Source organism: Marivirga sp. (assembly GCF_035704835.1).
Lineage (GTDB): Bacteria > Bacteroidota > Bacteroidia > Cytophagales > Cyclobacteriaceae > Marivirga.
This window is the reverse complement of record NZ_DASSWQ010000044.1, coordinates 1-12,852: the sequence shown is the minus strand read 5'-3', so window position 1 is coordinate 12,852 and position 12,852 is coordinate 1. Positions and strand designations below refer to the sequence as shown.

Sequence of the window (12,852 nt, the reverse complement as noted above, 5' to 3'; positions counted from 1 at the left end):
ATTTAAATTTGAATCCAATATACTCAACTGAACCTCTTTTACCAAGATGAATAACTAAAGCGGTTATTTTCTTCCATAAGCGCCAAAAATTCAATAATTTTCGTCAATCTTTTTAAATCATTGATTTATGCTGAAATTCTACAAGAATATATTGACAGTCATTTTCGTTTTTTGTTCACTTTTTGCTTTTTCACAGGCGGAGCAGAGTTTGTATTTTGTGCAGACTTATGATAATTCAGGACAGCCTTTGCAACAAGGAACGGCTATTATCTTAGATGCTCAAGGAACGGGAGCCACGCACCAAAACTTATTCATTGGAGCTACTAGTGCAAAAGTTTTTACGCAAGACAGCACGGTGCACAATATTTCTACTTTTAATGCCCATGACCCCGCCAGTGGATTAGTGAAATTTGCAGTGGACAATAATTTGAGCACCAAATTTCAAAAGGTCTCCATCAAAGCTGGCGAATTTGAAGAAGGAAGCTCTCTAAGATTATTAAAGACTACAGATATTCAAAAAACAGAAAGCAGTGATGTCCAAATTTCTACATCAGCGGAAATTGAAGGCTACGGTCAGTTTTCCACAATTCCCGGTAATTTAAGTAAATCAGCTATTGGGGCCGTGGTTCTGTCAGGAAATGATATGACCGGATTAATTCTTAATGAAGCTTTTGGAGTTAATGGTGCAGTAGTAATCGACTTAGGCCGATTGGAGAAAGCGAATTCTATCACCAACGGATTTTCAAATTTCACCCAAAGGATTAGTGCAAACGGACATCTACTATCTGCTTTGAATGCTTATGCAAATGAAGAGTGGTCTACTGCTTTAAATGCTTTTGAAGAATTCACCAACAAAAACCCTAAAGATGAATTTGCTTGGAAAATGGCTGGATTTTCTGCCTTTGAAGCCGATAATTACGATAAAACCATCAGTAATTTAACGAACGCCTTTAAAATAAAATCGAGTCCCAGAGCTTATTCCATTAGAGCATTTGCCTATTACGAACAGAAAAAATATACAGAAGCAATCAATGATTTCGCGCAAGGACAAGAGGAAAAAGTAAATGAAGCCAAATGGCATGCATATAAAGGAATTGCACATTATGAACTAGACCAATTGGGTCAGGCTATTCCAGATTTGGAGAAAGCTGTGGAATTGAAATATGAAGACCCGCAGGTCAGCTACTATTTGGGAAATGCACATTTTAAAAATAATGCTTATGCTGAAGCGATAGCCGCTTATGACCAAGCAGAAAAATTGGGTTATGAATCAGAAATACTTTTCAACAATAGAGGTAAAGCCAAATTCCTGACAGAAAAATTTGAAGCTGCAATTGAAGATTATACGACTTCTTTAGGTTTAAAAGCCGATTATCAAACGGCTCTGGAAAATAGGGGGGCAGCTTATTTCAAAACTGAAGATTGGGAGAACGCTATTACGGATTTTGAAAAAGCTATACAAGCGGGTACAAATGATGCAGATATCTTTTTGCAATTAGCAGAAGCTCATTTTAATACCGAAAATTATTCATCTGCCATTACGAATTTTGATAAAGCCATAAATGCAGGTAAAAATGAAGCGGAAGTTTACAAGAAAAGAGGAATTTCTCATTTGGAGGTGAGTAATAAGGATAAGGCTATCGCTGATTTTAATGCAGCCGTACAAAGAGGAGCGAATGATGGTGAAATATTCCAATTATTAGGAACTGCTCAATTTGAAAAAGGTACTTATGAGGATGCTTTGCAAAATCTGGAACGAGCAATTTCATTTGAAGTGACTGACAGCAGCCTTTTCAAAAATGCAGCTCTTGCTAGCCAAAAGTTAAGTAGGAATGAAGGCGCAATAGCCTATTTCAAAAAAGCCATTGCTGCGGGAGCGAAATCTCCTGATGTTTTCGAGCAATATGCGGTTCTTTTATATGAGGCAGGAAATACGCAAGAAGCTAAAATCAATATTGAAAGAGCTATGTCGGCAGGTGCATCTGGAGACAAATTATTTCTCTATAAAGGATATCTTGCTGTAGCAGATAAAAATTGGGACGGAGCCATTTCATCTTTACAAAAAGCCAAAGATGCAGGAGTGAAAGAAGCTGGATTATACGCAGCCTTAGGAAAAGCTTATTATAATAAAAGTGATTTTAATTCTGCCATTGAAAACATCCAGCAGGCATTACAGGCAGGAGATAGGTCTGGGGAGAACTATGAGTTAATTGGGCAATCTTATTTTCAGGTAGAGAATTACGAAGAAGCTTCAAGAGCGCTTAATTCAGCTATTCAAGGTGGCATTATTAATCAATCAGTTTATTTTGCTTTAGGCCAATCCCAATTTGAACTAGGTAATTTCAAAAATGCGGTAGATGCCTTAACCAAGGCAGAAGAGCAAGGAGAGAACAGTCTTGCATTATATGAAAAGAGAGGACTGGCACATCATGAATTGAAATCTGCGGAGCAAGCAATAGCCGATTTATCAAAAGCAACGGAAAAAGGAAGTGAGAATATTAGTGTCTATTCTACCTTGGGGGATTTATATTTTAGGGCGCAAAACCTTTTAAAAGCAGTAGAGTCCTATGACAAAGCAATCAGCTTAGGTGCTAAAGATGCAGTAATTTATAACAACAGGGGTAAGGCTAAATTTCTTCAGGAAAAAATTTCAGAAGCAATTGCCGATTACAACTTGGCTTTAACTGAAAAGCCCGATTATGACCAAGCCTTATTGAATAGAGGAACAGCCTATTACCAACAGGAAAATTATGTTTCAGCTATTTCGGATTTGGGAAAAACAGAGAAGAAAAGCCCCGAAGTTGCTGAAATGTTAGGTTTAGCTTATTACAAAACTGAACAATATGATAAAGCATTGGCAAATATGGAAGCTGCTATAAGTGGAGGAATCAAAAATGCGGAGCTTTATTATTTCAAAGGGAATATTTTATATGAAAAAGAGGACTATCGACAAGCAGTAAGTGATTTTCAAAAAGCAGAAGAGGGAGGAATAAATGAAGGCGATTTATATGCCAAAATGGGGAATGCCTTTTTTAAACTTGAGAATTTCAAGCAATCAGCGGAGCAATTGACCAAGGCAGTTGATAAAGGTGTTTCTGATAAAGCAGTAATTGAGAACTTAGGAAATGCGCTTTACGAAGGAAAGCAATATGAGGAGGCAGCTAAATTTCTACAGAGGGCAATAGGATTTGGTACTCAAAATCCGAAAACCCATTATCATTATGCCAATATATTATTTCGAGAAGATAGATTTAAGGATGCCATAAAATCTTATGACGAAGCAATTGCTCTGGGTCAGAAAGATGAAGTGATTTATAATAACCGAGGAAAAGCTAAGGCTAAATTAGAGCAATTTGAACAAGCCATTCAAGATTATAACCAATCACTTGCTGTTGATGAAAATTATGGACAAGCCATTTTGAATAGAGGAAATGCGCATTTTGAAATGGAATCTTATCAAGAAGCATTGGATGATTTTGTTCGCTCAGTTGCATTGGCTCAAACTGATAACAATACATTCGTGAGGATGGGATTGTCGTATTACAATCTGGATAATTTTGAAAAAACGATTGAACTGATGAATCAGGCTTATCAGACTGGAAACCAATCTTCGGATGTTTTTTATGGAAGAGGGAATGCTTATTATCAATTGGGAGAATTGGATAAAGCATACAGTGACTTGAGTCAGGCGGTTACCATTGGAGATAAGCATCCTGAAACATATTATCACAGAGGAGAAATTAATGTTCAAAAAGAAGAATATGAACTGGCATTAGCGGATTTTAACAAAGCAGATGAATTGGGCAGCAAGGCAGAGCAACTGTATTTCTTAAGAGCCAAAACCAATTATGCTTTAGATAACTGGCAAAAAGCATTAGAAGATTTCAATTTGGCCATTTCAGCCGATAAAGAATTATTTGAGGCGTATGCTTTGAGAGGAAATACTAAATTCCGTTTGGATGACCTAACTGGAGCTATAAACGATTATAATATTGCTATAGCTGGTGGAATAAATGAAGCGATATATTATAATAATAGAGGGAAAGCAAAACAACTCAGTGGTAATATTGAGCAGGCATTGGAGGATTATGATAAAGCCATTGCAACGGATGGTGAATATGGTAAAGCATATGAAAACAGGGCTATTGCAAGATATGAAATGAAAAACTATGCTGGAGTGATTGAAGATGTAGAGAAATTAGAAGGTTTGGGTGAAGCAAATCCTAATGCATTCTATATCAAAGCGGAATCATATTATGCATTGGAAGATTGGGTAGGAGCCGTTTCTTATTTTGAAAGAGCTATCCAAGGAGAAGTCATAAAATCGGATTCCTATTTCAAGAGAGGTAGGGCTTATTTGGAGTTAGAAGATTATCAAGCCGCATTGAATGATTTCAACCGTGCAGCAGAAGCCGAACCTTCCAATTCAATTATCTATTTATATAGGGCACAATGTTACCTTTTTTTAGGAGATGTTCGCTTTGCTGCAGAGGATTATTCTAAAGCCATTACACTTGACCCTGATAATACAGACGCTTATTACAATAGAGCTATTCTCCGCGAAGAAATCGAAGATTGGGAAGGTGCATTGCAAGATTATGATAAGGTTGTACAGTTAAATCCTGAAGATGCATCCGCATATTATTACAGAGGAAATGTAAAAGCTGTTTTGGAAAATTATGAACCAGCTTTAAAGGATCTTAATAAAGCAATAGAGCTCAAAGCAGACGATGCTTCTTATTACAAGCTTAGAGGAAATATTAATTATCAACTTCAAAATGAAGTGGAAGCTTGTGAAGATTGGAAAAGAGCCAAGAATATGGGAGATCAAAGTGTTGATTATTATATAAGACAGTATTGTGAATAGAAAATCAAGAGTCTAGAATTGGGTTTGAAGATAGTCAATCATTTTAGACATTCAGGATTGAATAATTATATATTCATCTGTTAAAGGCTTGTCGACTTTTCTAAAAGATTGTTTTAATCTACAAATGTCGGATAGAGATATTCCGTATTAAATAGATTCTTGCTTAGGATTATTACTGAAACTATATTTGTAATTGATTGAGGTTTTTTATTACTTAGAGTTTTGAACTAAATTTATAAGCTTTATGGTCATCCTTAACTTTACTAATTTCCTTAGAATTCTATTTGGCTTTCTTGGAATAGCCTATTTGATAACATTTATATATTCTATTATTTCTAACATTAATGCTCCAGCTGCATATGAACTTGGTGAAGCAGTTGGCTTTAATTTAGGATTTGTCAGTGTTAATTTGGGTTTAATCGCATTAGTATTCACATTCTTTTTTATTATTAATGTACTAGTGAATAGGTTGAAATATCGTGTAAAGTAATCGCGTATTTAGTCAGTCACTGTTTTACATATAAGTTGTGCCTAGCCTTAAAGGCTTCTTACCTTGGCATTCTAACTGGTCAGTCAATAATCTGACTGGATTTAGAGTATCTAACATTCAGTACACCACCTCAGTCAGCCAACTTTTAAACTATGCCTCATTTCGTGCGTTAACTTTATGTATTTTATCCATTAAATAGAGTCTATGTTAAATTCCGAGCAATTTTCACAAAATCCTAATCTTTACATATTTTTACCTCTTTATTATACGCTTTGGGAAGATTTCAATCTTTCTAAAAGTGATATTGAGGTAATGAATAGGCTGGTTGATAGTCAATCTTGGCTAAAGGATGAAGAAAGTGATTTATTGAAGGAATATCTAAATCCAAATCAAAAACCATCAGCTCAAGAGCTAAAAAATTGGAGAAATCATATCCAGTTTATAAAGCCTCAAAATCTTAAAAATCTTACAACACTCGGATTAGAATTGGTGAAAACCCATCAAAATGGGCACGATTTCAAAATCACTGAGAGTGATAAGGAGGCTTTTGAGATTGCAGAAAAAGAACTAGGCTTAATATTTAATGAAGCAGCCTACCGTTTTCAAGATGGACATTCCACTATTACTTCAAAGCAGGAATCCAAATCTTCTTTTGATCCGAAACTCATGCAAGAGATTTTGGATGGCTCAAAAATGGAATTGATTCAAAAAGTAAAGGATACGTTAAGCAAGCCAGAATTTGACTATCATCAGCATGAAAATATTTCTGACCAAAGAGAGCAAGTTTTAGAATGGTGTAAAATTTTAGCAAAAGAAGGCTATGGTTCATGGGCTTTCCCTAGGGACTATGGGGGAAGGGGTGATATGGAAGGGTATTTCACCATCATGGAAACCTTGAGTTACCATGATTTAAGCCTGGTTATAAAATTTGGAGTGCAGTTTGGGCTATGGGGAATGAGTGTGTATTTCTTAGGAACCGAAAAGCACCATCAAAAGTATTTGAAGGATATTGGTTCATTAGAATTGCCAGGATGCTTTGCCATGACAGAAACAAATCACGGTTCTAATGTGAGAGGATTAGAAACCACTGCTACCTACAATCATCAAGATAAAACATTTACAATCCATACCCCTCATGAAAAAGCCAGAAAAGAATATATAGGAAATGCGGCTTTGCATGGACAAAAAGCTACCGTTTTCGCAAAGTTAATTATTGATGGAGAAGATTATGGAGTTAATACTTTTGTAGTGCCTTTAAGAAATAAAGAAGGTGAATTACACCCCGGAGTGGAGATTGAAGATTGTGGCCACAAAATGGGATTAAATGGAGTAGATAACGGATTAATTGCTTTTAATAAGGTGATTATTCCTAAAGAAGATATGCTTGATAAATTTGCATCTGTGGATGAAGATGGGAATTTCAAAAGCACCATTTCTTCTGATAATAAGCGATTTTTTACCATGCTAGGAACCTTAGTGGGAGGCAGAATTGGAATTCCTCGTTCTGGCCTATCAGCCGCAAAATCAGGCTTAACGATTGCGATTCGATATGCCAATCAGCGGAAACAATTTGGCCCTGAAGGTGGAGGAGAGGTTCCTATTTTAAATTACAGAATGCATCAAAGAAGGCTAATGCCATTATTAGCAAAAAGCTATGCCTTGCATTTTGCTCTAAAATATTTGACCAATCGCTTTCTAACAAAATCTGAAGAAGAAGGACAGGAAATTGAAGCGCTTGCAGCAGGAATGAAGGCTTATGGAACATGGTTTACTACTACAGCACTTCAAGAATGTAGAGAAGCCTGTGGAGGAAAAGGATATTTGTCAGAAAATAGAATTGATGATTTAAAGAATGACACAGATGTTTATACCACTTTTGAAGGAGATAATACTGTCCTGATGCAGCTAGTGGCCAAAAGTAGATTGACTGAATTTAAAAAGGAAATGGGAGATATGAATGTCACTACCATTTTCAATTATTTAACTAAGCAAGCTAAAACCACTTTTTCGGAAAAGAATCCCATTATTGTAAGAAGCACAGATGAAAAGCATCTGTTGGATTTCGAATTCCATTTAAATGCTTTTAAATATCGTGAAAGAGCAATAGTGGCTTCTGCAGGACAACGCATTAAAAGGCTTGTTGATGAAGGAATGGATTCATTTGATGCCGTAAATGTGGCACAACATCATCTGGTAAATGTTGGGCAGTCTTACATAGAGCGAAAAGTTTTAGAGCAATTTCAGCTAGCTGTCGAAACCACTCAAAATGAAGCGTGCAAAAATTCCCTAAAGCAATTATGTTCATTATATGCACTCCATACTATCGAACAAAATAAAGGTTGGTATTTGGAACAAGGCTATTTGGAAGGTGTAAAAACTAAAGCTATCCGTAAAATGGTAAATCAATTATGTTGGGAAACCAGGCAAGATGCCAAAGGCTTAACCGATGCTTTCGGGATTCCAGATAATCTACTTTCAGCTCCGATCGCCTTTTTAGATTAAAAAGCTGAAGTCTTCAGAGAAAAGGAGAAATATCAAAATATGTTTCTCTTTTTTATTGAATATGATATTGAATTCTACCAAAAGAAAGGTCAGAAGTGCCCTTTGAGGTCTAATTTAATTTCTTTCCCCAAAAATTTTGCTTCCAATTCTCACCATGGTGCTACCTTCTTCTATGGCGATTTCATAATCTCCACTCATGCCCATTGACAATTCCTTGAGATTTAGTTTTTCATCATTATATTTTTCAGCAGTTTTATCAAATAAGGCTTTTAGGCTTTTAAATTCTCTTCTTATTTTTTCAGTATCATCAGTGAAAGTTGCCATTCCCATAAGACCTTGAATTTCTACATGATTCATTTCTCCAAATTCCTCAGAGGAGAGCAATTCATGTAATTCTTGTTCATCTAAACCATATTTATTTTCCTCTTCGGCAATATGAATTTGTAATAAAACAGGCACAATTCTATCTATTTTTTTACCTTGTTTATTGATTTCTTTCAATAAACGAACACTATCTACAGAGTGAATTAAATGCACAAAAGGTGCAATATACTTCACCTTATTTCTCTGTAAATGTCCAATCATATGCCACTCAATATCTTTTGGCAAAGCTTCGGCTTTATCGGTTAATTCCTGAACTTTATTTTCTCCTAATGCTCTTTGACCAGCCTCGTAAGCCTCCATCAGATCTGCATTAGGTTTGGTCTTGCTTACTGCTACCAAATGACAATTGCCTAAAGATTCTTTAACTTCTGATAAATTCTCCGCTATACCCATTGAAATTGTTTTTTGATTTTGTTTACTAAATGAAAATGCTAACTTTTTGATAAAGTTATTTTTATATATTTGTCTATCGGACTATTTATTAATAATTAATTTCAAAGTTAAAGGTTTAAGTATTTACATTGTTTAAATTTTCAACTTTTGATTATCAACCACAATATTAATGACACTTTTAGGTAATCTAATTAAGCAAGGGATACGAATTCGAGAGAGTTTGGATCAAGATTATACACCACCATTTGAGCTACAAAAAACAGAATTTCGGAAATTGATTATTGGCTCTCGAAATACTCAATTTGGAAAGGCTTATGATTTTCCAGGGATTTTACAAACTCTAAAAACTCAAGATAATAGACGTTTTTATGAAGATTTTAAAGCACAGGTGCCCGTACATGATTATAATAAAATGTATGAAGATTGGTGGCATAAATGTTTAGAAGGTGAAAAAGATGTCACTTGGCACGGAGCCATCAAATATTTTGCTTTAAGCTCTGGTACTTCAGGTGCTTCTTCGAAGCATATTCCAGTTTCATTGGAAATGGTTAAAGCCATACAAAAAACCAGTGTACGTCAAATATTATCCCTTTCCCGTTATAAAGGACTACCGTCTTCTGTTTTTGAAGGGGGAACTTTAATGGTAGGGGGCAGCACCGATTTGCAAGATAATGGTAATTATGCCGAAGGTGATTTAAGTGGGATTACCACTTCTCGAATTCCATTTTGGTTTCAGCGGTTCTACAAACCGGGTAAGACTATTTCACGAAAAAAAGACTGGGAAGATAAGCTAGAGCAAATGACGCTTAAAGCAAAAGACTGGAATATCACTATAATTGCAGGAGTTCCAGCTTGGATTACTATTCTATTAGAGAAGATCATAAAGCACTATAATCTCAAAAATATTCATGAAATATGGCCGAATTTTGAGATTTATGTCCATGGCGGTGTGGCTTTTGAGCCTTATAAACAAGGATTTCAGCGATTATTGGGTCGAGATATAAATTATATCGATACTTATTTGGCCTCCGAAGGATTTATTGCTTTTCAGGCTGATCAAGGAGTAAACAGTATGCGTCTTGTTCTTAATAATGGCATTTTTTATGAATTTATTCCTTTCACGGAAAAGAATTTTGATGAGGATGGAAATATGGTTGAGAATCCCGAAACATTCATGATAAATGAGGTGGAGGAAAATGTGGAGTACGCATTATTAATTTCAACTTGCTCTGGCGCATGGCGCTATTTGATAGGTGATACTATCAAGTTTGTTTCCAAAGCGGACTCACAAATTGTGATTACGGGTAGAACAAAACATTTTTTAAGCCTTTGTGGTGAACATCTTTCTGTGGATAATATGAATAGAGCCTTATCAGATGTTTCTGTTGATATGGGATTTATTTTAAAAGAATTTACAGTTATGGGAGTTAAACATGGGTTTCTATTTGGACATGATTGGTACATTGGTACTGACAGTATTGATGTTGATGAAGCTATTTTGAAAAATAAGCTTGACAATCGTCTTAGGGAACTCAATGATGATTATAAGGTCGAAAGAATTGCTGCTTTGAAAGATATAAGAGTGAAAGTACTGCCTAATCAAACATTTATAGAATTTATGGAACACATTGGAAAAGTAGGTGGTCAAAATAAATTCCCTCGAGTTTTGAAAGGAGATAAACAAAAAGCATGGTTAGATTACCTGGCAGAAAGAAATCAGAATTGAGCAATTTTATAATATTATTGGCAAAAGAATAGCTTTTGGGTATTTTTTATCTAGTAGCGATTTATTTTTGTGATCTTTTTAACAACCTAATTTATAGAATGATTTCAGTTATCACCAATGGTGTATTGTTTGGTCTACTGTTAGCCGTAATGCTTGGACCAGTGTTTTTTGCGCTTATTCAGAACAGCATAATAAAAGGTTTTAAGGCAGGCATTTACATGGCTTCAGGCATTGCAGTTGCTGATACGGCCTATATCTTCTTAATGTATTTCAGTGTTAGGTTATTTCGAAATAATGATACAGTTTCACTTTTGTTGGGCGCTGTAGGTGGATTAATTATCTTTATTACGGGCATCATAAGCTTGAGAAAAAAGGCTGAAAAATTAGAAGAACATCAAGTAAAAACCCAAAAATATAATTTTTTCAAGCAGTTTGCGAAAGGGTTTTTATTGAATGGTATTAATCCATTTGTATTGCTTTATTGGTTGGGAGTTATGACGCTTGTAACGAAAAGTTACGAGTATAATCATAACGAAGTGGTCGTATTTTTCTCCTCTATAATCGGAACTTTGCTTATTACAGACTTTTCAAAAGTGGCGCTTTCTCACAAATTAAGAGCATGGGTAACGGCTAAAAGGATAAATATTATGAACAAAATTGTGGGAGTAGCACTTATACTATTTTCACTGAGATTATTTTATCATGCCTTTGAGCATTATAATTAGAATCTGACAGGTTTTAATTTAACAAATTTTAAAATTTCATAATCATGCAGAAGTTTTTCCTCACTCTCCTTTTAACTGCATTTCTATTCAGTTTTGATGGCTTTGCACAAGATTTATCTCCAGCTAATGCCTATGAAAAAAATGTAAAAATTAAAAAGACAGGTATGGCAATATTGGGTACCTGGGCAGTTGGAAATATAGTGTCAGGTGCTATAGGTCGTAGCCAAACCTCTGGCCAAGCAGCCTATTTTCATGAAATGAATTTGATATGGAATGTAGTAAATTTAGGAATAGCAGGAGCTGGATATTATTTTACAGCAACGGGAGATATGCCAGAAAGCACTTCAGCTTTATTAAACGATCAAGTCAGTTTCCAAAAAACTTTGCTTTTCAATGCAGGCCTAGATTTAGCCTACATAGCGGGCGGATTTTATTTGATGGAAAGATCCAAAAACACCACGAATAAACCAGAAAGATTAAAAGGCTATGGTAAATCTGTGATTTTGCAAGGGAGTTTTCTATTTGTTTTTGATATTATACTGCATACTGTCCATAGCAAACAAAGCAGTCAGATTTCAGATTTCTTATCGCATGTTCATTTAGGGCCGAATCAGGTTGGGCTTGTCTTGGGGTTGTAAATAAATTATTTCCTTAAGTTTATGGTCTATGAGTAATTCCATTTTTATTGAACTCAATAAAAAATGATTTTTCTGATTCAAATGTTTTAAGTATCTCAATATTTTTTTCAAATATTTCAATCAGTAATTGATTTGAAATATTACCCAAATTTATTTTAAGAAGTTTTCTTCGAGTATTTTTGACTCTGTGAGAATCTTCGAAATCATAATCTTTAGTAATTACAGCATAATCTTTCTCATCAGCGAATCTACAAATATCAGAATCTTTGGTTTCAGATTTATTTAGAACTTCATTGACATGAATAGCTTCAAATCCTAATGATGTTAAAGTGTTGACTATTTTATATGATATGTGGACATCACATAAAAATTTCATTAGGCAACATCCTTTATTGTCTGTCCCTTCAAATAAAGATTTACAAAATTTAAGCTAGCTAAGATGTCTTCTTTCTCTAGCTCAGGGTGGTCTTCTAATATTTCCTCATTTGCCATCCCAGACCCCAACATATCAATGATAACCTCAACCGGCCATCTCATTCCTCTAATGCAAGGTTTTCCATGACAAATTTCTTGATCAATTGTAATCCTTTTTAATAACTCCTTCATGATAATGAAAATCAAATTCTAATAATTAAACTAATTGAAAATTAATTAAGTTGCAATCTGACAGAACTATCTTTCTATTATTACATTTTTTCTATCTTCTTTAACTTCAAGCCAGTCCCTTTAAATACAAATTAAACTCTAATGCAGAAATTGGTTTGAATTCATCCACTTCCAAATCTTCTTTGATGTCTTCATCAAATTGCATTTTGGTTTTTTCCAGCTTCTTATCAGGATGAACAATTAATTCAAGCCCACTGAAATCTAATGGGTTGACTTGCACTAACACCATATAATCTTCAAAAACTCTTTTGTAATATTCGTGGACTACTGCACTGCTCTTCATAATTATTGATTGTTTTTAATGATTTTGGCACAAGCGAGATGTGGCTGTTGCACAACTACCTTTTATAAAAGTTAAAATTACGACTCATTTCTGGATAATTTCTGTTTTGAAGTCCTGTTATAGATAGAGACTTCCGATACACTGAAAAAACAGATAAGAATTGACTTATTTTATTGTT

The 12,852-nt window shown here is 34.8% G+C and carries 9 protein-coding genes; 5 read left to right on the top strand and 4 right to left on the bottom strand.

Annotated elements, in window-relative coordinates; translation table 11 throughout:
• Positions 1-127: 127 nt before the first annotated feature.
• Together VFM92_RS06530 and VFM92_RS06525 are read left to right on the top strand one after the other, a co-directional pair.
• Positions 128-4,867, top strand: coding sequence for a tetratricopeptide repeat protein (locus tag VFM92_RS06530; protein ID WP_325121391.1), 4,740 nt, complete (start codon positions 128-130; stop codon positions 4,865-4,867).
• Positions 4,868-5,561: 694 nt separating this feature from the next.
• On the top strand, positions 5,562-7,859 hold the full coding sequence (locus tag VFM92_RS06525; protein WP_325121390.1) for an acyl-CoA dehydrogenase: 2,298 nt from the start codon (positions 5,562-5,564) through the stop codon (positions 7,857-7,859).
• Between the two features lie 114 nt (positions 7,860-7,973).
• Here VFM92_RS06525 and VFM92_RS06520 read toward each other — a convergent pair whose 3' ends face one another.
• Entirely contained in the window at positions 7,974-8,687 is a 714-nt protein-coding gene (locus VFM92_RS06520; protein ID WP_325121408.1) for a YggS family pyridoxal phosphate-dependent enzyme, read from the bottom strand.
• A gap of 118 nt (positions 8,688-8,805) precedes the next feature.
• Between VFM92_RS06520 and VFM92_RS06515 the strand changes: the two genes are divergently transcribed.
• From VFM92_RS06515 to VFM92_RS06505, 3 genes are all read left to right on the top strand, one after another.
• A complete protein-coding gene (locus VFM92_RS06515) occupies positions 8,806-10,362 on the top strand; it encodes a GH3 family domain-containing protein (RefSeq protein ID WP_325121389.1) in 1,557 nt (518 codons plus the stop codon).
• A 98-nt stretch (positions 10,363-10,460) separates the two neighbouring features.
• Positions 10,461-11,087, top strand: a complete 627-nt coding sequence (locus tag VFM92_RS06510) for a LysE family translocator (protein WP_325121388.1) — start codon at positions 10,461-10,463, stop codon at positions 11,085-11,087.
• Between the two features lie 44 nt (positions 11,088-11,131).
• Positions 11,132-11,725, top strand: a complete 594-nt coding sequence (locus VFM92_RS06505) for a DUF6992 family protein (RefSeq protein ID WP_325121387.1) — start codon at positions 11,132-11,134, stop codon at positions 11,723-11,725.
• Positions 11,726-11,744: 19 nt separating this feature from the next.
• Here the strand turns inward: VFM92_RS06505 and VFM92_RS06500 are convergent, their stop codons facing one another.
• From VFM92_RS06500 to VFM92_RS06490, 3 genes are all read right to left on the bottom strand, one after another.
• Positions 11,745-12,101, bottom strand: coding sequence for a DUF5615 family PIN-like protein (locus VFM92_RS06500; RefSeq protein WP_325121386.1), 357 nt, complete (start codon positions 12,099-12,101; stop codon positions 11,745-11,747).
• On the bottom strand, positions 12,101-12,331 hold the full coding sequence (locus VFM92_RS06495) for a DUF433 domain-containing protein (protein ID WP_325121385.1): 231 nt from the start codon (positions 12,329-12,331) through the stop codon (positions 12,101-12,103). Before VFM92_RS06495 ends, VFM92_RS06500 begins: the two co-directional genes overlap by 1 nt.
• A gap of 106 nt (positions 12,332-12,437) precedes the next feature.
• Positions 12,438-12,674 carry a hypothetical protein gene (locus VFM92_RS06490; RefSeq protein WP_325121384.1) on the bottom strand — a complete coding sequence of 79 codons (237 nt, stop codon included), beginning with the start codon at positions 12,672-12,674 and terminating at the stop codon, positions 12,438-12,440.
• Positions 12,675-12,852: the final 178 nt, after the last annotated feature.

Coding starts and splice junctions, on each gene's coding strand:
- VFM92_RS06530 (WP_325121391.1), top strand. CDS start 128: ATGCTGAAATTCTACAAGAATATATTGACAGTCATTTTCGTTTTTTGT.
- VFM92_RS06525 (WP_325121390.1), top strand. CDS start 5,562: ATGTTAAATTCCGAGCAATTTTCACAAAATCCTAATCTTTACATATTT.
- VFM92_RS06515 (WP_325121389.1), top strand. CDS start 8,806: ATGACACTTTTAGGTAATCTAATTAAGCAAGGGATACGAATTCGAGAG.
- VFM92_RS06510 (WP_325121388.1), top strand. CDS start 10,461: ATGATTTCAGTTATCACCAATGGTGTATTGTTTGGTCTACTGTTAGCC.
- VFM92_RS06505 (WP_325121387.1), top strand. CDS start 11,132: ATGCAGAAGTTTTTCCTCACTCTCCTTTTAACTGCATTTCTATTCAGT.
- VFM92_RS06500 (WP_325121386.1), bottom strand. CDS start 12,101: ATGAAATTTTTATGTGATGTCCACATATCATATAAAATAGTCAACACT.
- VFM92_RS06495 (WP_325121385.1), bottom strand. CDS start 12,331: ATGAAGGAGTTATTAAAAAGGATTACAATTGATCAAGAAATTTGTCAT.
- VFM92_RS06490 (WP_325121384.1), bottom strand. CDS start 12,674: ATGAAGAGCAGTGCAGTAGTCCACGAATATTACAAAAGAGTTTTTGAA.